This window comes from Fuchsiella alkaliacetigena, from assembly GCF_023227765.1.
In the GTDB taxonomy this organism is placed as follows: domain Bacteria; phylum Bacillota; class Halanaerobiia; order Halobacteroidales; family Acetohalobiaceae; genus Fuchsiella; species Fuchsiella alkaliacetigena.
On record NZ_JALKBZ010000001.1, the window covers coordinates 65,066 to 88,069 of the forward strand.

Below are 23,004 nucleotides of genomic sequence, written 5' to 3' on the forward strand. Positions count from 1 at the left end.
AAAGCCAGAACTAATCTTCTTCATTCTCCAGCTCAGCTAAGGCATCCTTCCTTGATAAATTAATTCGATCTTTATCATCAATTCCAGTCACTTTAACCGTTACCTCATCTCCTTCTTCCATCAAGTCTTCCACCTTTTTAACATGGTGGTCGGCCATTTCAGAAATATGAAGTAATCCATCTTTACCAGGTAAAACCTCTACAAAAGCACCATAATGAGTAGTCTTCTTAACCTCACCTTCATAGATCTTACCTACTTCTACATCTTCCGTTATTTTATTTACCATTTCTTGAGCTTCAAAACCGCTCGCTTGATCCTCTGCAGCAATTACTACTGTGCCGTCATCATCAATATCCAATTTAGCTCCAGTAACTTCCACTATCTTTTTAATAGTCTTGCCGCCGGGCCCGATTACATCTCTAATCTTATCCGGATCGATCTCCATGGTAATAATATTAGGTGCATAAGGAGACAGATGATCTCTAGGCTCTGAAATAGCCTTTGACATCTCCTCTAAAATATGCAGCCTACCTATTTTAGCCTGCTCTAAAGCCTCTGCTAAAATCTCCTTAGAAACTCCATCAATCTTAATATCCATCTGCAAAGCAGTTACTCCATCTTCAGTTCCGGCTACCTTAAAGTCCATATCGCCGTTAAAGTCCTCTATCCCTTGAATATCCGTCAAAATTGCTAACTGATCTCCTTCTTTCATCAGTCCCATAGCTATTCCAGCTACCGGCTTTTTAATAGGAACTCCAGCATCCATCAAAGCTAAAGTACTACCGCAGATACTAGCTTGAGAAGTAGAACCGTTAGACTCTAAAACCTCAGAAACTACCCGAATAGTATAAGGGAACTCATCATAGTCAGGAATCATTGGCTTTAAAGCCTTTTCACCTAAAGCACCATGACCGATCTCTCTTCTGCCGGGGCCGCGAATAGGGCCAGTCTCTCCCACACTGAAAGAAGGGAAGTTATAGTGATGCATATATCTTTTAGAGTCTGCATCTTCCAAACCATCTAGAATCTGCTCATCACCTACTGCACCTAAAGTAGCTACCGTTAAAGCCTGCGTCTCACCCCTAGTGAAAACTCCTGAACCATGAGTCCTTGGTAAAAGACCTACCTTGCACCAAATAGGACGCACTTCATCTTTTTGACGACCGTCAATTCTAATTCCTTCTTCAATCACCAAACTACGAATAGCTTGCTTTTTAAGATCACCTAAAGTAGACTTGACTACCTTGTTTTTATGCTCAGCATCTTCTGTTTCACTGAACTTCTCAGCAAAATGCTCCTTAGTTTCAGTTCTTATCTTATCTAACTGCTGATTTCGCTCGAGCTTATCAGTAATCTGTAAGGCCTCTTTAATCTGCTCGCCAACATACTCTTTAACCTCAGCTTCAACATCCTCATCTTCATAAACTGCTAATCTGATATCCGTCTCTTTTTCCTTACCAATTTCAGCTACTATCTCTTCTTGTAAAGAAATCACCTTTTTAATTTCTTGATGTCCAAACTCAATAGCATCAAGTAACTGCTCCTCTTTTACTTCATCAGCAGCAGATTCAACCATCATTACCCCAGCCTCATTCCCAGCTACAATCAAGTCCAAAGGACTCTCTTCTTGCTGCTCTAGAGTAGGATTGATCACAAACTCATCCTCAACCATACCTACTTTTACCCCTCCGATTGGCCCATCGAAAGGAATATCAGAAATACATAAAGCTGCTGAAGCACCAATCATAGCTGCGATATCAGGTGGATTATCGTTATCTACCGAAAGCACTGTAGCTATAATCTGTACATCATCGCGCATTCCTTCAGGAAATAAAGGACGTAAAGGTCTATCGATTAATCTTGAAGTCAAAGTAGCTGCCTCACTAGGTCTTCCTTCCCGCTTAATAAAGCCTCCCGGAATCTTACCTGCGGAATAAAGTCGTTCTTCATAATTAACCATCAAAGGAAAAAAGTCCATTCCCGGCCGCGGATCATCCATAGTAGCAGTAACTAAAATAACACTCTCACCATATCTAACTAATACCGAACCATTAGCCTGTTTAGCTAAGGCTCCACTTTCTATAACTAAATCTCTACCTCCAAACTCAAGGCTCCATTCTTTTTGCATTAACAACTCTCCTTTATTTAGTATTATTAATAATATAATTTACTAAATCAATCTAAAATATAAGAGCGGGAAATCCCGCTCTTTGACTTAACTAATTGATTACTTAGCCCCTTAACCCTAATTCATCGATTAAAGCTCGATAACGCTCTACATCGTTATCCTTTAAATAGCTAAGTAAACGCTTACGCTGACCTACCATCTTCAAAAGACCTCGGCGCGAATTATGATCCTGTTTATGATCCTGAAGATGTTCCGTCAATTCAGCAATACGAGCACTTAACAAGGCAATCTGAACCTCTGGCGAACCTGTATCATCTTCATGACGCTTAAATTTTTCGATTATAGCTTCTTTTTTCTCAGCAGTTAACATATAACTTCACCTCCTTAATCTCAAATCCCCATTAACCAAGAACTGCGCTGGTGAAAACGCTATTCCTAGTTAATGGTTCAAACTACCATATAATTTTAACATAAAAAAAAGAGATTGTAAACAGCATCGTTATAAAGTGCAATTAATAATTAACCTTTAACTATTAACTATTTATTTAAAATCTCTCGAGCCTCTTCTATATCCTGATTGATCTGCTTAACTAGCTCTTCTTGACTAGCAAATCCTATCTGTCCCCGTAAACGTTGCACAAACTCCACCTCTAACTGCTGTTGATAGATATAATCACCAAAATCAAAGATATGCACTTCAAAAGTAAACTCATTCTGACTAAAAGTAGGTTTAGCCCCTAAATGAGCTACTCCTTGATAACTACTACCATTTAAAGAAACCTTAACAGCATAAACTCCAATTTTAGGGATAACATACTCAGCTAGCAGCTTTAAATTAGCTGTAGGAAACCCTAACTTCCTGCCTCGCTTATCTCCACCTACAACCTCTCCGAGTATAGAATAGTTACGACTTAAGTACTTTTTAACTTCACTAACTTGTCCAGATTCTATTAACTCTCTAATATAAGTGCTACTTACTATTACTCCCTCAATAGTTACCGCCTCTAAGGCCTGAACTGTAAACCCTAACTCCTTACCTGACTTTTTTAACTTGTCTACATTACCTAAACCTCGATGACCAAATTGAAAATCTGACCCTACCACTACTTTTTGAGCATTAATTCCAGCCACTAAATAATCTTTAACAAAGCTCTCAAAGTCTAACTTAGCAAAATCATTAGTAAACTCCTGCAGATACACCTTATCAATCCCGATTTCTGCAATAATTTTCAATTTTTGCTGCCAATTACTTAGTAAGCGTGGCTTTTTTTGGGGAGCAATAACACTCATCGGATGGGGAGTAAAGCTAAATAAAGCACTTTTACAAGCTAACTGCTTAGCATTAGTAATCGTTTCTTCAATGATCTGCTGATGCCCGTAATGAATACCATCAAAGCAGCCTAGAGTAACCACTACTGAATCTTCTTCTTCTTTAATTGCCTCGCCTCTAACAACTTCCATTCTGCTCTCCCCTTTAACAAAAGAGTCTCACCGGTTTAAAAATTCTCTTCTTACTTTTTTGCTCTAACACAAACTCATAAATCCCTAAAAACTCATCTTCAGCACTATAAACCCTGATTTTTTGCCCTAAATCCAACTTATTTTCCTGATTAGCTACTCCTTCAAAATCAAAACTAGCTCCATTACTGACTAATTTATAAAGTTGAGGTTCAGACTTGATCTTTATTTTGGGATAATGAACTAAAGCAGAATCTATAGGTAATAAAGTCTCTGCTAAAGAATCGGTGCTTGCTGCTTTCTCTAACTCTGCTAGAATTATCGCTTCGTTTATTTTAAAAGGGCCCACTCTATCCCTAATCAAAAAGGATAAATGCCCACAACTGCCCAACTTTTTAGCAATATCAGCTGCTAAAACTCGAATATAGGTTCCTTTAGAACACTCAACAGCAAACCTAATCACAGGTAAATCCACTGCTAAAACTTTCAGATTATAAATCTTAACCTGACGCGGCTCTCGCTCCACCGTCTTACCTTGTTGGGCTAATCTGTACAAGCGTTTACCATCCTGCTTAACAGCAGAATACATAGGTGGCACCTGTTCAATTTCCCCTACAAATTCTGCACAAGCCTCTTTAATAAGCTCTGTATTTAATTCAGAAACTTCCTCCTCAGCTACTATCTCTCCAGCAGCATCTAAGGTATCGGTTTTAATTCCTAATCTCAATTCAGCTATATACTCCTTAGAAGTATCAACTAAAAATCGGCTCACCTTAGTAGCCCTACCCACACAAATAGGTAAAACTCCGGTTGCTAAAGGATCTAAGGTTCCCGTATGGCCTACTTTTCTAATCTGCAGTATCTTTCTAACTCTTTTTACCGCCTGAAAAGAAGTCAGATTTAATGGTTTAACTAGGTTAATTATCCCCTGCATTGCCAACACCTAATTCTTCTTTTAGTTTAGAAATTACCATCTTTTCAGCTTTAGCCAAGGGAGCTTCAACAGTACAACCGGCTGCCCGAGCGTGACCGCCCCCACCAAAATAACTAGCAAACTCATTGACAGAAAAAAAGGCATTAGACCTCAAACTAACTCGCGTCTCTTCAGCAGCTACTTCTTTAAATAAAATTCCTACCTCAACTCCTTCCAAGCTGCGAGGATAATTAACCAAACCTTCAGTATCCTCCCAAGTAGCCTGTACAGAGTTCAAAGTAGACTGGTCTACACTTAACCAGGCAATCTGTTGTTGGGCAGTTACCTGTAATTCACTTAAAACCTTACTTAAGAGCTTTAAATTACTGAAGCTACGTTTTCCATAAACTTCGGTAATTATAGCCTGCGTATCTACCCCTAACTCCAACATATCAGCAATAATCCGGTGAGTTTTAGCTGAAGTATTAGCATAGGTAAAGTTACCAGTATCAGTAATCAAAGCTGTAGCAATAGCAGTTCCAAAATCGCTCTTAAAATTAACCCCTAACTCCACAGCTAAATCGTAGATCAACTCTCCGGTAGCTGCTACTGTAGAATCCACATAGTTTTTACTTCCAAACTCTTCGTTATCTTCATGATGGTCTATATTAATTATTTTATCTTCTTCAGTCAGCAGAGCTTCCACTTCGCCTATCCTTGATAGCTCACCACAGTCTACAACAAAATAGACTCCGTAAGACTCCTCTTTTAAGTCAACAGGTAGCTCCTGATAGCTATGTATATCCTGACTACCGGGTAAAAACTCCAAATAACCAGGTACTGAATCAGCTAATACAATCTCTACTTGCTGACTACAAGACTCCAAAATAAACTTTAGAGCTAATAATGAACCTATGCTATCTCCATCCGGATTAACATGAGAGGTTAATAAAAACTTATCTTCCTTTTCTATTATATTTAACAAATGTTGATATTTCTTCACTTAAACCCCAGCCTTTATTTAACATTTTACTCATCTAACTCTTCTAGTATCTTAAATATCTTCGTGCCTCGTTCAATAGAGTTATCGTATCTAAAGATAATCTCCGGTGTATGACGCAAACGAATTCGTTGTCCTAACTCTCTCCGTATATAACCTACAGCATTTTTTAAGCCTTCCATTGTTTCCTCTTTAGCCTGCTCATCATCGAGCACACTGACAAATATTTTAGCATGTCGCAGATCACCGGAAACCTCAACATCAGTAATAGTTACAAAACCAATTCGGGGATCTTTAATCTCATCCTGCAGTAACATTTGACTAACTTCCTGTTTGATTAATTCTCCTACTCTTCTCGGTCTATGCTTAGCCATTATAAATCAACTCCTATTAAGTCATATTTACTACAGAGTTCTTTGGATTTCTTCATAATCATAAATTTCGATTTCATCTCCAACTTTAATATCATCGAAATTTTCCAGACCAATCCCACATTCATAACCCTCAGCTACTTCCTTAACATCGTCCTTAAAGCGTTTTAATGAGCTAATATCTCCTTCAAAGATAACAACTCCATCTCTAAGTAGTCTAGCTTGAGCATTTCGATTAATATTACCTGAAGTTACATAAACTCCAGCTACATTACCTACTTTAGGTACACTAAAGACATCTCGCACTTCAGCTCGACCCACAATTATTTCCTTATAATCAGGATCTAAAAGGCCCTCCATAGCTGCTCTAACATCTTCTATAGCTTTATAAATTACGCGATAGGTTCTAATATCAACTTCTTCTTTATCTGCTACTTGACGAGCATTGTTATCAGGCCGTACATTAAAACCAATTATAATAGCATTAGAGGCACTGGCTAGCATAACATCAGCCTCTCGAATAGCTCCTACTCCGCTATGTACAACTTTAATCTGTACCTCATCGGTGCTCTGCTCTAATAAAGCTTCTTTTAAAGCCTCTACTGAACCCTGTACATCTCCCTTGATTACTATATTTAAGTCCTTAATTTCACCTTCTTGAATTTGCTCAAAAAGATCATCTAAGGTAACAGCCTTGCTTTGTCCTAGCTCTTGTTCTCTTTTTAGATCTTGGCGATCTTCAGCTAAGCTCCTAACTGCTTTTTCATCTTCTAAAACCTGTAATAAATCACCGGCTTGGGGTACCGAATTAAATCCTAACACCTCTACTGGCTTAGAAGGGCCCGCCTTTTCAATCCGCTTACCTTGATCATTAATCATAGCTCTAACCTTACCGTGAGCTAAACCGGCTACCATAGGATCTCCAATCTCTAAAGTTCCGTTACGAATTAAAACTGTAGCTACTGGCCCTCGACCTTTATCTAGCTCTGCCTCTACAATTACTCCGTTAGCTAGTTCACGTTCAGGATTGGCCTTTAATTCTTCCATTTCCGCTACTAAGACAATCATTTCTAGCAGTTCATCAATATTTTCTTTATGCAGAGCAGAGATAGGCACACAAATAGTATCTCCTCCCCACTCTTCAGCTACTAATCCATATTCTGTTAGCTCCTGCTTAATTCTTTCCGGCTTTGCACCAGGTTTATCAATTTTATTAATAGCTACAATAATCGGTACTTCAGCTGCTTGAGCATGGTTAATAGCTTCTACGGTCTGCGGCATTACTCCATCATCGGCTCCTACTACTAAAATGGCAACATCGGTCACCTGAGCTCCCCGAGCTCGCATAGAAGTAAAGGCTTCGTGACCAGGGGTATCTAAAAAAGTAATCTTCTTTCCATCTACCTCTACCTGATAGGCTCCAATATGCTGAGTAATTCCTCCAGCTTCACTATCAATTACATCGGTTTCTCTAATAGTATCCAACAAGGTTGTTTTTCCATGATCCACATGGCCCATCACCGTAACTACTGGAGGTCTTTCTTCTAAATCTTCAGGCTGATCCTCGATATCCTGTACCAGTTCATTCAAAGACAGCTCTTCTACTTCAGTCTGAGAGGTAAACTCAACTTGATAACCGTAATTATCCATAATAACTTCAATAGTTTCCTCATCTAACTCTTGATTAATAGTGGCCATAATTCCTAAGCCAATTAAGTCTTGAATCAAAGAGTTTGGATTTTTATTTAACTCTTCAGCTAATTCTTTAACATTCAAAGTACCTTCCAATCTTATTAAATTATCATCATCGCTTTCTTCATTATCCTCTTTTTCCACTTCATTACCTTTTTCCTCTTCAACTTCCTCAACATCAGTTACTGCTGTCTCATCTTCTTCTAAAACCATTTCTCTAACTAATTTAGCTGTTTCAGCCTCTACCGTGCTCATATGACTACTAGCATCTACATCTAGTTCTGCTAATAGATCTAAAACCTCCGAACTGGATAACTCTAATTCTTGTGCTAATTTATATACTCTAATTTTACTCATACAATACTCCACCTCCAACTTAATTTATAACAAGTTCTACCCTAAATAATTAATCTATTTAAAAGCGGATAACCTAAGATAGTTATTCGCTTAAATCTATTTCAGTAAAGTCAAAGTCAGAATCCACTTCTGCATCTACTTCTTCTTGTAACTCTATACCTGTATCCTCATCAAGCTGGGATTCACTCTTGATATCTATTTTCCAACCGGTTAACTTAGCTGCTAATCTAGCATTTTGACCTTCTTTACCAATTGCTAAAGATAATTGATGGTCTGGAACAACTACCTGGGCTACTTGCTCCTCTTCATCTATATCAACGCCTATCACTTCCGCTGGACTGAGAGAATTAGCTATCAACCGGGCCGGATTCTCACTCCATTCAATAATATCTACTTTTTCTCCATTTAGCTCACTAACTACTGCTTGCACTCGCATTCCGTTAGGGCCTACACAAGCACCAATAGCATCTATATCCGGCTCTCTAGAAGCAACAGCTAGTTTAGATCTAAAGCCTGCCTCTCTAGCTACTCCTTTGATTTCAACTATTCCATCGTGAATTTCCGGCACTTCCAACTCAAATAATCGTTTTAGCAAGCCGGGATGAGTTCTTGATACTAAAATATTAGGACCCTTAGTAGTCTTTTGCACCTCTACAATATAGATCTTAATTCGTTCATTAGCTTCATAAGCTTCATTAGGAATCTGTTCCGGAGGTATCAAGATAGCTTCGGTCTTACCTAAATCAATAACCACATTATCTTTATGGTGTCTTTGAACTATCCCCGTTAAAATATCTCCTTCTCGATTTATAAACTCCTCATAGACTATATCTCGCTCTGCCTCGCGAATTCGCTGAATAACCACCTGCTTAGCCGTTTGTGCCGCTATTCGACCGAAGTTTTCCGGGGTAGCCCGCACAGAAACTGTATCTCCTAACTCACAATCAGGCTCCTTATCTTTAGCTTCGGCTAAAGATATTTCTAAATTAGGATTACTTACCTCCTCTACTACCTCTTTATCAGCATAAACTTCAACCCTACCCAGCTCTTCATCAATCTCTATATTTACATTTTGGCTGGAGCCAAAATTCTTTTTATAAGCTGATTTCAAAGCTGCCTTTAAAGCATCCAATAACATCTCCTTGGGAATTCCTTTATCCTCTTCTAAATCCTCCAAGGCCTGAATTAATTCCAAATTCATCATAATTCCTCCCTTAAGTAAGTCCTAAAATTCCAAAGCTAGACTAACTTTAGCCACCTTATCTTTAGGAACCTCAATTATTCCTTCTTTATTTTTAATCTTTATTTTATTTTCAACTAAGCCTAATAACTCGCCTTGTAAATCTCGTTTCCCCTCTACAGGGGCATAAGTAGAAATATCAACAGTTTGACCAGTAAATCTTTGAAAGTCCTCCTCAGTTTTAAGCGGTCTATCTAAACCGGGAGAAGATACTTCCAGTATATATGAATCCTCTATCGGATCTTCTATATCCAACTGAGCACTTATTTCCTGGCTAATATTTTGGCAGTCATCAAGATCAACTCCATCCTCTTTATCAATAAACACCCTCAAAAACCAGTTAGCTCCTTCTTGCTGATACTCCACTTCAACTAACTCCAGACCATAACTTTCCACAATTGGCTTAGCTAAATCAAATACATAATCTTTGATCCGTTTTCCCACTGTCAATTCCCTCCTTAACTTCTATTCTTCCCTAAGTTTAACTGCTTATTCTATCGTTGAGTATCAGTGACGAGTTAATATAGTAACTACTGCTCTATCCCAAAATTAGCTTAAGCAATATTATATATACAAGTAAAGAGTGGGTTCCATACCTAGCCCCACTCTTAATACTAAAAGATTTAATATTATGTCCACCTTACATTTTAGCACATTCTTTACAGCATTGCAAGTGAATGTATTTACTACGTAAACATAGAGAGTTGATTAGTAGCCGGTAATCCCTCTAAACAACCATGTTCCTTTAGTACCTCAATTACTGTTTTACTTAGTCCAGCTCGATTACTCAAATTTTCAATAGAAGTAAACTCACCTTGATTTCTAGCCTCAATTATACTCTGCGCTGCACTCTCACCCAAACCTTGCAAAGTAATTAAAGGAGGAAGTAATAGACCTTCTTCATTAATTTGAAATTCATGAGCTGAAGACTGATAAAGATCTACAGTAGTAAACTCTACTCCCCTCAACATAGCTTCAATCACTATCTCTAATACTTTTAAGGTGTTTTTTTCCTTTTGAGTAGCATCATTCCCCTTGCTTCTCAGCTTAGTAATAGTCTGCTCCACAAAGTCCTGGCCCTGAGCCACTAGCTGCGCATCAAAATCAGTAGCTTTAATAGTAAAGTAAGCAGTATAAAAAGCCTGCGGATAATGAACCTTAAAAAAGGCAATTCGAAAAGCCATCATCACGTAAGCTACAGCGTGAGCCTTAGGAAACATATATTCAATCTTTTTACAGGATTTAATATACCAGTTAGGAATGCTAGCCTCTACTAAACTAGCCTCTTCTTCTTCAGTTAAACCTTTACCCTTACGCACATGTTCCATAATCCAAAAGGCTTGGCTAGGTTCTACTCCTTGTTGGATTAAATAGTTCATAATATCATCTCTAACTGAAATTACTTCTGCTAACTCAGCCTTTCCTGCTTTAATTAAGTCCTGAGCATTATTCAACCACACATTTTCACCATGAGAAAGACCACTAATTCTAACTAGTTCAGCGAAGGTAGTAGGCTGAGTATCCTCCAACATCTGCTGTACAAAATCGGTTCCAAACTCAGGAATTCCTAAACTACCTATGGAAGTTCCTAGCTCTTCAGCCTCAATACCTAAGGTCTCTAAACCGGAAAAGATAGCCATAGTTTCAGGATCATCTAAAGGAATCGAAGCTGCATCTACTCCGGTCATATCCTCTAACATGCGAATAGTAGTAGGGTCATCATGGCCTAGAATATCCAGTTTCAAAATCCTACCACTGATTGAATGATAATCGAAATGAGTAGTCAATACCTCCGTATCTTGATCATTAGCCGGCTTTTGAATAGGAGTAAAATCAAAGATTTCCTTATCTTGAGGCACTACCATCAAACCACCTGGGTGCTGACCAGTAGTCCTTCTAACCCCAGTACAGCCCTTAGCTAGTCTATTTACCTCTGCCTTACGCAAAGATAGGCTATTTTCTTCTATATAACCCTTAACAAAACCATAAGCCGTTCTATCGGCAATAGTAGAAATAGTCCCTGCTCTAAATACATAGTCTTCTCCAAAAAGCTCCTCAGTATAACTATGAACCTCCGGCTGATATTTGCCAGAAAAGTTAAGATCTATATCCGGAACCTTTTTTCCTTCAAAACCCATGAAAACTTCAAAAGGAATATCGGCTCCTTCCTTAATTAAATCCGCCTCACAATCCGGACAGGCTCGGTCAGGTAGATCAAAACCAATTCCATAGTCACCATCAGTAAAGAACTCAGAATACTGACATTTAGGACAGATATAATGAGGAGGTAAAGGATTCACTTCAGTAATTTGACACATAGTAGCTACTAAAGAAGAGCCCACTGAACCTCGTGAACCAACTAAGTAACCATCATCTAAAGACTTCTTAACTAGCTTATGTGAAATAAGGTAGATAACCGCAAAACCATTACCGATAATAGCATCTAACTCCTTAGCTAATCTTTTTTCTACAATCTCCGGTAGTTGCTCACCATAGAGAGCTTGAGCATTTTGGTAAGTCATATTCTGGACTTCCTCTACTGCTCCTTCAATCTCCGGAGTAAAGAGCCCCTCGGGAATTGGTTTAATTTCTTCAATTTCATCTACAATCCGATTTGGATTTTCAATTACCAACTCTTCAGCTACCTCTTGACTAAAGTAATCAAATTCAGCTAGCATCTCTTCAGTAGTCCGATAATAAAGAGGAGCCTGACTGTCAGCATCCTCAAAGCCTTGGCCGGTCATTAAGATTTCTCTAAAAATCTCATCTTTAGGATCTAAAAAGTGAACATCGCCAGTAGCTATTACTGGTTTGCCTAAAGCAGTTCCTAGCTCATAGATTTGTCGGTTGATCTTTTTTAATTCTTCCTGAGATTCCACTCGCTCTTGTTCTATTAAAAATTGAGTGTTTTCCAGCGGCTGAACCTCAAAATAATCATAGAACTTACCGATTTCACGCAAAGCACTTTCATCTTTACCATTCAACAGAGCTTGATAAAGCTGTCCAGCTTCACAGGCTGAGCCTAAAATTAAACCTTCTCTATTAGCCAGTAGTTGGCTTTTTAAAATTCGCGGTTTTCTATAAAAAGTTTCAATATGAGATTTAGATACTAATTTATATAGATTTTTAAGCCCCGTCTGATTTTTCACTAAAATAGTAGCGTGGTAAGGTCTGAGCTGTTGGTAGTTAATCTCACTGCTTAAACTATTAATCTGCTTTAAGTTACTCATTCCTTTAGCCTGGGCTAATTCAAATAATTCCAAAAGAATCTGGGCAGTTACTCTAGCATCTTCGCTAGCCCGATGATGGTTTTCCAGTTCTATCTGTAATTCCTGGGCTACTCGATTTAACTTAAAGCTTTTTAAGTCCAATAGGGCCCGAGCTAAGTTCAAAGTATCTAAGGCCGGATTCTCCAAACGTAGTCTATCCAGTTTATTATTGATAAAATTAAGATCAAAAGAAAGATTGTGAGCTACTAATACAGTTCCCTCAATGAATTCCAAAAATTCAGGCAAAACTTCCTCCAAGCGAGGAGCTTCAGCAACCATAGAAGAATCAATTCCTGTCAACTCCACTATTTTAGCTGGAATTTCACTATCTGGATTGACTAAGCTGTTAAAGCTATCGACAATTTCTCCTGCCTCTATCTTCACCGCACCTAACTCTATTATCTGATGCTGTTGAGGATTTAAGCCGGTAGTCTCTAAATCAAAGACTACGTATTCGGCTGCTCCTAACTCCGACTCAATAGGATTAATTACAATAGGCTCTCCATCATCAACTAAATAAGCTTCTAATCCATAAATTAGATCTACATCATAGCTTTGAGCTATGCTATGTGCTTCCGGGAAAGACTGAATCACCCCGTGATCAGTAATAGCTAAAGCTGAATGCCCCCAGTCAGCGGCTCTCTCGATAGCTTTTTCTAGATCTACCACCGAATCCATGGCACTCATCTTAGTATGTAAATGCAGTTCTATTCGCTTTCGAGAAGCATCATCGGACTTTTGCTCCACCTCTACTCTATTTAAGTCACGAGCTAACATAGTTAATTCTTGATCATACTGATCAATCTGTATCTTACCGCGGGCCCGCAACCAATCCCCAACATCTAAATTATTCACCACAGCCCCTTTATCATTTTCAAAAACCTTAACTGTTAAGGAATCGCTATGATCAGTGAGCACAAAAACTAACAAGTTTTTACCGCTCTTAAGTTCTATTACCTCTAAATCTATCAACTGACCTTGAATAGTAATGCTTCGTTCCTCGCTCTGAATCTCTTCCATAGCTACTGGCTCTGATTTGATCTTCTTTCCTAAGAGCGGGCCCTGCTGCTTAACTTCTGACCCTTTATCCAGTTGCTGATCTACTTGCGCCATTAAGTTATTAACATAGTCCTCTTTTTCCTGTTGCTTCTCCTCCAGCAGCTTTTGAGACTCTTGACTAAAATCGCCTAACTTAAACTCCACTTCTAGCTCAACTTCAAACTCCTCAGTAATCAGTTCAGCAATCATCTGTTCACAGTTTCTATCTCTTAACTTTTTAATTCCTAATTCATTCTTAAGCTCAATAACCAAACGATTATCAGCTACTAATTGACAGCGAGCGTTAGCCAGCCAGCCATTAGCTAAGGCAACCTCTTTTTTAACCTGTTCCACAATTTCTGGCCAGTAGTTTAGCACTCTCTCCTTTAAAGTCCCCTTAGCCTGAAAGTAATTAAAACGACACTCTACACTCTCTAAAGAAGTAACGCTTTCTTTAATTAAATCAGCTATCTCTGCTTCTAAGCCCTTACTACGCATCTGCTGAGGTAGCCTTCCATATAGCTCTAAGCGCTTAGCATCTAAATCCAATAAGAGCTGCTTAAACTTGATCAATTCCAGCACCTCTAGCTCAGCTGTCAATAATTCACGAACTATCTTTTTCTTTATAAGGCTCTGTTGAGCAGGCCTAATATATACCTCAGTCATATCGACACTCCCTTAATTAATCCTTCCAGTCTACCTGGATTACTCCTGTAGTCTGTGCTAAATGTTGAGTTAGTTCATTCTGCTCTAAGTCAGGAGGAACTCTAACCTGTAAATTAATATAAATATTAGGCTCATTTCTAATATGATCAATACTTACATCAACAATATGCACATCATAGTTACCTAAAACAGAACCAATCTTCCCCACTTCTCCTGGCTGATCAAAGACCTTGACCCGTAAACTCTGTAAGTTAGCCTCTTTAGTAATAAAATTAGTCAGCATATTAAAGATAGTCAAGGTAATAATCACCAGTAAAGTAGCAGCAATAGCACTAAAATAAAAACCAGCTCCCACTGCTAAACCTACCCCAGCTACCGTCCACAGACTAGCCGCAGTAGTTAAACCTTTCACCGCAAAGCCTTCCCGAATAATAGTTCCTGCTCCTAAAAAACCGATTCCACTTACTACCTGAGCTGCAATTCGAGCCGGATCAGCAGTTTTGGAGATTACAGCTACTTCTAAGGAAACAATCATTATTAAAGTTGAGCCTACGCAGACCAAAATATTAGTCCTAAAACCTGCCGGACGAGAGCTACTTTCTCTTTCCCAACCAACCAAGCCCCCTAATGCTGTTGCTAACAATAACCTGGAGAATATTTCCATCTCGCTGATAATTTTAATCACTTCCTTAAAATTAAATGTTGTTGCCTATCAGCAACAACACCTGTACTCTTAATTACTTCTGAAAAACTAGAAAGTCCTTAAGCACTTATTGCAGTCTACTTTAAATCGGCTAAAAGCTTGATAATTCTATCTTTTGCTTTATCTAAATCTGCTTCCAGCTCCTGGCCTGTACTTCTCACCTTTAACTCAGCCTGTCCAGCTGCTAAAGAACGAGAACCGATAGTCACTCGCACTGGAGAACCAATCAAATCAGCATCGTTAAACTTCACGCCAGCTCTCTCTTGACGATCATCTAAAAGTACATCCAAACCTGCTGCTTGTAATTGATTATAAAGCTCAATAGCAGCTGTTAATACCTCACCATCACCTAAAGCTAAGATAGAAACTTGATAAGGCGCAATAGCTACTGGCCACTTAATCCCGTAATCATCATAGTTTTGTTCAATAGCAGCAGCTACAGTTCTGGTAATTCCAATTCCGTAACAGCCCATTTCCATTACCTGTTCTTTCCCGTTTTCATCTAAATAAGTAGCTCCTAAAGCCTGGCTGTACTTAGTACCTAGCTTAAAGATCTGTCCTACTTCAATCCCCTTAGTCAAAGATAACTCCGCCGAACACTGAATACATTCTTCTCCAGCCTTAACCTCTCTAATATCTACTACTTGATCTACTTCAAAGTCCCGACCCGGCTTCACATTTAAATAGTGATAATCAGCTTCATTAGCTCCAGTAACACCACTAAGCATCTCCATTACTGAAGGATCAGCTATTACCTGCACCTCCGCTGGAATATCAATTGGGCCCGCAAAGCCAGGAATAATCCCTGTCTCAGTTATTAATTCTTCTTCGTCAGCCATCTCTAACTGTACAACTCCTAAGAAGTTCTTCAACTTAACTTCATTTAACTGATAATCCCCCCGCACTAAGGCTAATAAATAACCAGAATCCGTTTCAAAAACCAAACTTTTGATCAACTGTTTAGCCGGTCTATCCAAAAAGTCAGCCAACTTTTCAATAGTATCTACTCCAGGAGTCTCCACCTTCTTCAACTCTGCCTCTTTTTGCACCTCCGGCTGAAAATCAACCTCGGACTTAGCTAACTCCAGATTAGCAGCATAATCACACTCCTCACAGAAAACTACAGTATCCTCACCTGAATCGGCTAAAACCATAAATTCATGAGAATCGGTACCGCCAATAGCACCGGTATCGGCTACCACCGCTTTAAAGTCCAAACCGCACCTAGTAAAGACCTCTTCATAAGCAGCGTACATTTGTTGATAAGTCTTATCTAAGGACTCTTGATTCACATTAAAACTATATCCATCCTTCATAATAAACTCTCTAGACCTCAAAACTCCAAAGCGAGGTCGAATCTCATCTCTAAACTTAGTTTGAATTTGGTATAAATTCAAGGGAAGCTCCTTATAAGAACGCAGCTCATCCTTAATTAAATCCGTAATTACTTCTTCATGAGTAGGACCTAAACAAAGATCGCGTTCATGCCTATCCTGAAGCCGCATTAGCTCCGGGCCGTAATAATCCCAACGCTCAGACTCCTGCCATAACTCAGCAGGCTGTAGAGCGGGTAACAGCACCTCTAGAGCACCTTTCTTATTCATTTCCTCTCTCACTATAGCCTCTACTTTTTGAATAACCTTTTGACCTAAAGGTAAATATGTATAAATCCCAGAGCTTAACTTACGAATCATACCTGCTCTTAACATTAACTGATGGCTGACTACTTCAGCTTCAGCTGGCGTTTCTTTTAAAGTTGGTATATATGCTTTTGACATCTTCATAGTTGTATCAGCCTCCTTAATTGCTTAAAATCTATCCTAAGATATCGTTTTAAATTGTAAAGCAAATATTTAATTTAAAGCCTATCAAAACTATAATTATTTGTCAATCCATCTTCTCTATCTCTGCTAATAAAGCAGGCACTAGCTGATCGCCAGGTACCTTCCTAAGCACTTCGCCATCCTTAAATAATAAACCCACATTCTTACCTCCAGCAATACCGATATCAGCCTCTCTTGCTTCACCAGGACCATTAACTACACAGCCCATAATAGCTACCTTCAAATTAATCTCCAAATCTCTGATAGCCTTCTCTACTTGCTGAGCAGTCTCAATTAAATCGATTTCACAGCGACCACAGGTAGGACAAGAAATTATTTCGGGCCCTCGCTGCCGCAAATCCAGAACCTTTAGTATTTCATATCCTACCCTAACCTCTTCTACCGGATCTCCAGTCAAGGAGACTCTAATAGTATCCCCTAGACCTTCAGCCAAAATACTCCCTAAGCCTACTGCTGACTTAATAGTTCCGGCCCACTTAGGGCCCGCTTCAGTAATCCCCAAATGCAAAGGATAGTCTACCTTTTGAGCAATTAAACTATAAGCTTGCTTAGTCATCAGCACTTCCGACGCTTTCAAAGAAATAATAATTTCCTCAAAACCATACTTTTCCAAAACTCGCAGCTGTTTTAAAGCACTTTCCACCATTGCTTCAGCCGTAGGTGAACCATACTTAGCTAACAACTCCTTCTCCAAAGAGCCAGCATTAACTCCTATTCTAATTGGGGCCTGCTGTTCTTTAGCAGCTTCAGCAATCTGCTTTACTCTTTCTTCAGAACCAATATTACCAGGATTAATCCGCAAAGCATCGATTCCTAACTCTAAAACTCGCAAAGCTAATTTATAATTAAAATGAATATCAGCAATTAAAGGAATTCCAATCCGACTCTTTATCTCAGCTACCTGATTAGCTGCTTCCAAGTCCGGAATAGCTACTCTAACTAGCTCACAACCTACTTCCTCTAAAGAATGAATCTGCTTTACAGTAGCTTCTATATCTCTAGTATCGGTATTAGTCATAGACTGAACTGAAATCGGAGCTTGACCTCCAATTTTAACTCCCCCAATGCTTACTTGCTTGCTACTCCTTCTTTCCACTTAACTCACCTACTCTACCCCCGCACTCTTCACATCGTTGATGACAGTTATCTAACTTTCTATAAACTAATAAGTCCAAGCGTCGTACCCTTTCCAAAGCTTCTGCATAGTCTATATCAAACTCATGGTGAGCGCCTTCTTTTAGTTCTTTATAGTTTTCTTTATCTAAGTCATCAGCATCAGAAACTAGCTGTTGCATAGGAGTTAACTCTACACTTTCACTGATTGGACTGGAACTACTATGAAAAAGAATAGCTAAGGCAATCTCTCTAGCTTTAGCCCAATCTTCACCTTTTAAAATTAAAAGTTCATGGGCCCTTTCAGCTCCTTTGATAGTATGAATATCAAAGTAATTATAGGACTCATAGTCCCACTCCCCCTGATGCTCCCAGCTAGTATGGCCTATATCATGCAAAAGTCCGGCCTTAGTTCCTACATCAATGCACAGCCCTCTTTCATTAGCTAATTCGTAAGCATTTTCTGCTGTCTCTACTGAATGACGCAAGCTAGCTTTATGCAAATGCTTTCTAGCTATGCTATCGGTAATTAAAGTTTCTAAAGTAACGTGTTCTTCAAGCAAAGACTCTCCCCCTCTCTAAATCCTTAATCTCTACTCAGCACACTGATCACAGTAGCCATCGTTTCTTCTTACCTGTGCTTCAGCCTCCTTACCACATTTTAAACAGTTAGTCTCCATCATTAATAAACATTCTTTGCAAAAATTATGCTGCTGTACGAAGTCAGGATCAGGCTTACCGCAGGCTCGACAGCAGCAGTCTTTACAGTAACCGTCATTCTCCTCCACCTGCTGAGGGGTTACCTTACCACAGCCTTGGCAAGAATAAACTCCATCCTTTTTTTGCTCTAGCTCTCTAACACAGTCTTCGCAAAGATTAGAATGTTTCAAAATTCTCACTTCCTGCACTGTCTGCCCGCAGCGACGACAGTATCTCTCAGCCCGCCGACCCTTTCCTTGACCTTCCTTATTAGGGTCTAACCACTTACTTCCTTTTCGTTTCTGCTCAGCAACCAAAACAATCACCTCTAGAATATATTAATAATATCTCGATAGACAATGACTATCATCAATACCAAAAGTAGCATTAAACCTACAAAATGAACTAGACCTTCTTTTTCAGGGTCAATAGCTTTACCTCGTAGAGCTTCCACTCCTAAAAAGACCAGTCTTCCTCCGTCTAAGGCAGGAAAAGGTAATAGATTTAAAATACCTAGGTTAACACTTAAAATAGCAGTTAAGTTCATTACCCTCAACAAACTCAATTGAGCAGCACTACCTACCTCCTGAGCAATTCGCACTGGCCCAGCTACCTGCGGAGCCATTTGCCCAGTAATCATCTGCCAAACTCCGGTAATAATTGCTGCAGTCATGCCCAAAGTCTGTTGAGCCCCAACCTTAATAGACTCCAACAACCCTACTGGTTCTCTAATTACATCGGGTAAAACTCCAATTAGACCTACTCCCCGTTCTTCATCATATTCAGGTACTACCTGAAAAGTGCGGCGACTACCCTGGCGTTCTACTACAATCTCCAGCTCTTCACCAGGATTATTATTAATAATTCCAGCCATCTCCGTCCAGTTATCTACTGCTTGCCCTTCAATTTCCACTACCTTATCTAAAGCGCTAATTCCTGCCTCAGCAGCCGGTTGATCAGGCATCACATCGCCAATTACTGTAGACTGTGACTGCTCTACTGGAACCCCAAAAAACATAAATGTTAAAGCAAAGATCAAAATAGCCAATAGAAAGTTCATCACTGGGCCCGCTGAAATAACAGCCGCCCTTTCTCCCACTGACTTCTGAAATAAACATCTTTCATTATCATAAGCTTGACGAAAACGCTGTACATCCTCTACCTCATCATCTTCTTCATCCACTGGAAACTCACCAGTCATCTTACAATAACCACCAATAGGAAACCAACGCAAGGAATAGAAAGTTTCTCCCCGTTGTTTACCGATAATCTTAGGGCCCATTCCCACAGCAAATTCCTCTACCAAAACACCCGTCTTTTTAGCAATAATGAAATGTCCAAACTCATGGACAAAAATCAGAATACCAATTACCACTACAAAGGGAATCAGCGTAGATAATAAAGATAAAACTGTATTTAACAAAAATTTTCACCTTCCTTTTTACTTTCAGCTCTAGCCCAGTTATCAGCTGCTAACACATCTTCTAAACTGGGACTTTTCACTACTTTATGCTTAACCATTACCGAAGCTATCAATTCTGGGATTTCTATAAAATTTAACTCTCCAGCTAAAAATTTAGCTACAGCCACTTCATTAGCTGCATTTAAAACTGCCGGCATAGTTCCACCTTGCTGTCCAGCTTGATAAGCATACTTTAAACAGGGAAAGGTCTGCAAATCAGGTTCCTCAAAGTCCAAGCGCCCTATTTCAGCTAAGTTCAATCTGCTTAAAGCGTTCTCCTCACGCTGAGGATAGGTCAGCACATGTTGGATTGGCACCTTCATATCAGGTAAGCCTAATTCAGCTAAAACAGCAGCATCCTTAAACTGAACCAAAGAATGAACTATACTTTGGGGATGTACTACCACCTCTATATCAGCAAAGTCAATTCCAAATAACCAGTGAGCCTCGATAACCTCGAGTCCCTTATTCATTAAGGTAGCTGAATCAATAGTAATCTTACCCCCCATATCCCAATTAGGATGGTTTAAAGCAGCTTCTACAGTCACTTCTGCCAAATCCTCACTGGAACTACCTCGAAAAGGACCTCCCGAAGCCGTTAAAATTAATTTTTCTACATCTTCAAGTTTTTCTCCTGCTAAAGCCTGAAAGATAGCATTATGTTCGCTATCAATAGGCAAAAGCTGACAGCCATACTCTTCAACTTGAGACATTACCAATTCTCCACCAATTACCAAGCTCTCTTTATTAGCCAAACCGATATCCTTTTGGGCCTGAATAGCTTCCAAAGTAGGCACTAAACCTACGGCCCCTACCAAAGAATTAATAACTAAGTCTGCCTCCTCAGCAGTAGCAGCCCTAATTAAAGCTTCTTTTCCTGTCAAAACCTCTGTCTGCAAGCCTGACACTTTATATTTTAACTCTTGAGCAGCCTCTTCATTCATTAGCACAGCTAACTCAGGCTCAAACTGCTGGACCTGCTCCGCTAACTTTTCCCAGCTTCGATTAGCTGTTAAAGCTATTATATCATAATCTAAATCTAAATCCGAAATCACTTCTAAAGTCTGGCTCCCAATAGAGCCTGTAGATCCTAAGATACTAAGCCCTTTCATTAGCATTATACCTCCAATTACTTATTCAATTAAGATAGAAATAAAGCCTACCTGAATTATAGACTTCAGGATAATCAAAATTGCGGGCCCGATAAAAAAACCAGTAACCCCTAAAAACTGCACTCCTAAATACATCGACATTAGAGTAGCTAAGGGATGAATTCCTATATTTTTTCCAATAATCTTAGCCTCTGTCAACTGCCTAGTTAAAGCAATAATAATATAAAGTATCAACAAAGAGATCCCAAAAGCAACCTCGCCGATGATAAAAGAATAGATAGCCCAAGGTAGATATATTAAGCTAGGACCGATTACCGGAATTAAATCCAATAGTCCAATTACTATCGCTAAAACAATAGTATAATTACTACCAATAATCAATAAGCCAATTACAGAAATAGTAGTAGTAATTGAAATCAGTGTTAACTGGGCCCGTAAAAAACCCACTGCTGCCGTCATAATCTCCTGTTCTAAGGTTCTAACCTTATCTCGCCAAGCCACAGGAACTGCACTCAAGATATATTCATTGATCATTTTCCGGTCCCGACTGATGAAGAAAGTAGCTATCAAGCTAATTACCAAAGTAATTACCAATTTAGGCAGACTCTTAACAGTATTAAAAAAATAACTAATAGCTGCTTGCACCATACCTCTAGCTTGACGATAAAGAGCTTGCAGATTTTCATTAATAATTTCACTTACAGCCTCCGGCAACTCCAAATCAGCCAAAAAATTACCTAATTTCTCATTTTGTTCAATTAACCAGTTGATATTTTCGTTTAAAGTTCGAAAATCAGGAATACTATGAGCCAACTTATCAAGTTCTACAAATAATCTAGACATAAAAATAATAATAGTTAAAATAGCTAAAATTAATATAATCAACAAGCAAATAGCTACGGCCCAACCTCTACCTATGTTCAAACGTTCTTCAAAAAAATTAATTCCCGGCTCAATCAAAGAAGCAAGTATCAAAGCCAATATAAACGGCAACAGATAAATCGCTACATACTTAAAGAAAAGTATGCTCAACAGAAGAGAGACTAAAACCCCTAAGGCTATTTTATAATGTGTTTTCAATAGCTTTCACTCCTAAATGGTTTAGCCTAAAAAGATAAGCAGATAATAAAAAGTAGGCAGAGCAAATAATAAGCTATCAAATCTATCCAAAAGACCACCGTGTCCCGGAATTAAATCTCCTGAATCCTTAATCTCAGCATCACGCTTAAGAGAAGACTCCACTAAATCACCTAACTGCGAAGCTACTGATAAAATAACACCCAAAATAACTCTCTCTTTAATGGTTAAGGGAAGCAGACTTCCATAAACAAGTACGCCAATCACACTACCAACTACCCCTCCTACAGCGCCTTCAATAGTCTTATTAGGACTTACTTGAGGAGCTAAGCTGTGTTTACCAAACTTCATTCCCACTAAATAAGCAAAGGTATCGGTCATCCAAGAAGAAATAATCGGTATCCAAATTAAAATTTCCCCTAATTGTTCTCCCGAAAAAGTAAAGTTATAAATTAAAATAAAATATGAAAAAAATCCACCAATATAAAGCACACCTAAAATAGTAGTAGCAGAATCAAAAATAGCTGAAGTGCCTTCCTTGCTACTAATAAATAAGTTTTTAAGTAATAAAAGATACAGAAAAACAATTACAACTGAAGAAGTACTAATGGGTAAAACAAAGTTATTGCTCTTTAAATAAACTACTAATAACAGTACTAGACTACCAATTAAACCCCAAGTTTTATTAGGTTTAGCTCCCTTTGCTTCAGCAAATTGAAAAAATTCATCTAAACCAAATCTGATTAAAAAGCCCACAGTTATTAATAACAGTATTCCGCCAGCCCTTAAAATAAGAAAAACACAAAACGTCCCAATTACAGCACTTAAAAATCTTTTATTTAACAACTTTATCACCTACTTT

Annotated in this window: 19 protein-coding genes; all 19 read right to left on the reverse strand. The window is 38.8% G+C overall.

The genetic code is table 11. The features are described 5' to 3' along the window. Positions 1-10: 10 nt before the first annotated feature. On the reverse strand, positions 11-2,128 hold the full coding sequence (pnp, locus tag MWH30_RS00300) for a polyribonucleotide nucleotidyltransferase (protein ID WP_248662045.1): 2,118 nt from the start codon (positions 2,126-2,128) through the stop codon (positions 11-13). Between the two features lie 103 nt (positions 2,129-2,231). Next, positions 2,232-2,498: a 30S ribosomal protein S15 gene (gene rpsO / locus MWH30_RS00305; RefSeq protein WP_248662046.1), complete on the reverse strand. Its 267-nt coding sequence runs from the start codon at positions 2,496-2,498 to the stop codon at positions 2,232-2,234. Positions 2,499-2,665: 167 nt separating this feature from the next. Continuing rightward, positions 2,666-3,589 (reverse strand): bifunctional riboflavin kinase/FAD synthetase, encoded by a 924-nt coding sequence (locus MWH30_RS00310; RefSeq protein WP_248662047.1) that lies wholly within the window; start codon positions 3,587-3,589, stop codon positions 2,666-2,668. Positions 3,590-3,602: 13 nt separating this feature from the next. Further along, positions 3,603-4,520 carry a tRNA pseudouridine(55) synthase TruB gene (gene truB, locus MWH30_RS00315; RefSeq protein ID WP_248662120.1) on the reverse strand — a complete coding sequence of 306 codons (918 nt, stop codon included), beginning with the start codon at positions 4,518-4,520 and terminating at the stop codon, positions 3,603-3,605. Beyond that, positions 4,504-5,502, reverse strand: coding sequence for a DHH family phosphoesterase (locus MWH30_RS00320; RefSeq protein ID WP_248662048.1), 999 nt, complete (start codon positions 5,500-5,502; stop codon positions 4,504-4,506). The genes truB and MWH30_RS00320 overlap by 17 nt, the downstream gene beginning before the upstream one ends. A gap of 26 nt (positions 5,503-5,528) precedes the next feature. Then, complete coding sequence (gene rbfA, locus MWH30_RS00325; RefSeq protein WP_248662049.1) at positions 5,529-5,873, reverse strand: 30S ribosome-binding factor RbfA; 345 nt, start codon at positions 5,871-5,873, stop codon at positions 5,529-5,531. 30 nt (positions 5,874-5,903) lie between these two features. Then, a complete protein-coding gene (infB, locus tag MWH30_RS00330; protein ID WP_248662050.1) occupies positions 5,904-7,919 on the reverse strand; it encodes a translation initiation factor IF-2 in 2,016 nt (671 codons plus the stop codon). Positions 7,920-8,001: 82 nt separating this feature from the next. Then, positions 8,002-9,120, reverse strand: coding sequence for a transcription termination factor NusA (nusA, locus tag MWH30_RS00335; protein WP_248662051.1), 1,119 nt, complete (start codon positions 9,118-9,120; stop codon positions 8,002-8,004). A 24-nt stretch (positions 9,121-9,144) separates the two neighbouring features. Then, on the reverse strand, positions 9,145-9,603 hold the full coding sequence (rimP, locus tag MWH30_RS00340; RefSeq protein WP_248662052.1) for a ribosome maturation factor RimP: 459 nt from the start codon (positions 9,601-9,603) through the stop codon (positions 9,145-9,147). Between the two features lie 242 nt (positions 9,604-9,845). Beyond that, complete coding sequence (locus MWH30_RS00345) at positions 9,846-14,132, reverse strand: PolC-type DNA polymerase III (protein WP_248662053.1); 4,287 nt, start codon at positions 14,130-14,132, stop codon at positions 9,846-9,848. Positions 14,133-14,148: 16 nt separating this feature from the next. Next, a complete protein-coding gene (locus MWH30_RS00350) occupies positions 14,149-14,796 on the reverse strand; it encodes an MgtC/SapB family protein (protein WP_282706102.1) in 648 nt (215 codons plus the stop codon). 116 nt (positions 14,797-14,912) lie between these two features. After that, complete coding sequence (locus MWH30_RS00355; protein ID WP_248662055.1) at positions 14,913-16,619, reverse strand: proline--tRNA ligase; 1,707 nt, start codon at positions 16,617-16,619, stop codon at positions 14,913-14,915. 103 nt (positions 16,620-16,722) lie between these two features. Continuing rightward, positions 16,723-17,775, reverse strand: a complete 1,053-nt coding sequence (gene ispG / locus MWH30_RS00360) for a flavodoxin-dependent (E)-4-hydroxy-3-methylbut-2-enyl-diphosphate synthase (protein ID WP_248662056.1) — start codon at positions 17,773-17,775, stop codon at positions 16,723-16,725. After that, positions 17,759-18,355 carry an HD domain-containing protein gene (locus MWH30_RS00365; RefSeq protein ID WP_248662057.1) on the reverse strand — a complete coding sequence of 199 codons (597 nt, stop codon included), beginning with the start codon at positions 18,353-18,355 and terminating at the stop codon, positions 17,759-17,761. The genes ispG and MWH30_RS00365 overlap by 17 nt, the downstream gene beginning before the upstream one ends. 30 nt (positions 18,356-18,385) lie before the next feature. Further along, entirely contained in the window at positions 18,386-18,808 is a 423-nt protein-coding gene (locus tag MWH30_RS00370) for a hypothetical protein (protein ID WP_248662058.1), read from the reverse strand. 11 nt (positions 18,809-18,819) lie between these two features. After that, positions 18,820-19,914 carry an RIP metalloprotease RseP gene (rseP, locus tag MWH30_RS00375; RefSeq protein WP_248662059.1) on the reverse strand — a complete coding sequence of 365 codons (1,095 nt, stop codon included), beginning with the start codon at positions 19,912-19,914 and terminating at the stop codon, positions 18,820-18,822. After that, positions 19,908-21,065, reverse strand: coding sequence for a 1-deoxy-D-xylulose-5-phosphate reductoisomerase (locus tag MWH30_RS00380; protein ID WP_248662060.1), 1,158 nt, complete (start codon positions 21,063-21,065; stop codon positions 19,908-19,910). The genes rseP and MWH30_RS00380 overlap by 7 nt, the downstream gene beginning before the upstream one ends. Positions 21,066-21,086: 21 nt before the next feature. Further along, entirely contained in the window at positions 21,087-22,145 is a 1,059-nt protein-coding gene (gene ytvI / locus MWH30_RS00385; protein ID WP_248662061.1) for a sporulation integral membrane protein YtvI, read from the reverse strand. Between the two features lie 21 nt (positions 22,146-22,166). Further along, complete coding sequence (locus MWH30_RS00390) at positions 22,167-22,988, reverse strand: phosphatidate cytidylyltransferase (protein ID WP_248662062.1); 822 nt, start codon at positions 22,986-22,988, stop codon at positions 22,167-22,169. Positions 22,989-23,004: the final 16 nt, after the last annotated feature.

What these genes read in the sequence shown, in the direction of transcription:
- MWH30_RS00350 (WP_282706102.1), bottom strand. Translation starts at nt 14,796, where the DNA reads ATGGAAATATTCTCCAGGTTATTGTTAGCAACAGCATTAGGGGGCTTG.
- infB (WP_248662050.1), bottom strand. Translation starts at nt 7,919, where the DNA reads ATGAGTAAAATTAGAGTATATAAATTAGCACAAGAATTAGAGTTATCC.
- MWH30_RS00310 (WP_248662047.1), bottom strand. Translation starts at nt 3,589, where the DNA reads ATGGAAGTTGTTAGAGGCGAGGCAATTAAAGAAGAAGAAGATTCAGTA.
- truB (WP_248662120.1), bottom strand. Translation starts at nt 4,520, where the DNA reads ATGCAGGGGATAATTAACCTAGTTAAACCATTAAATCTGACTTCTTTT.
- nusA (WP_248662051.1), bottom strand. Translation starts at nt 9,120, where the DNA reads ATGAATTTGGAATTAATTCAGGCCTTGGAGGATTTAGAAGAGGATAAA.
- rpsO (WP_248662046.1), bottom strand. Translation starts at nt 2,498, where the DNA reads ATGTTAACTGCTGAGAAAAAAGAAGCTATAATCGAAAAATTTAAGCGT.
- MWH30_RS00380 (WP_248662060.1), bottom strand. Translation starts at nt 21,065, where the DNA reads ATGAAAGGGCTTAGTATCTTAGGATCTACAGGCTCTATTGGGAGCCAG.
- MWH30_RS00355 (WP_248662055.1), bottom strand. Translation starts at nt 16,619, where the DNA reads ATGAAGATGTCAAAAGCATATATACCAACTTTAAAAGAAACGCCAGCT.
- rbfA (WP_248662049.1), bottom strand. Translation starts at nt 5,873, where the DNA reads ATGGCTAAGCATAGACCGAGAAGAGTAGGAGAATTAATCAAACAGGAA.
- pnp (WP_248662045.1), bottom strand. Translation starts at nt 2,128, where the DNA reads ATGCAAAAAGAATGGAGCCTTGAGTTTGGAGGTAGAGATTTAGTTATA.
- MWH30_RS00345 (WP_248662053.1), bottom strand. Translation starts at nt 14,132, where the DNA reads ATGACTGAGGTATATATTAGGCCTGCTCAACAGAGCCTTATAAAGAAA.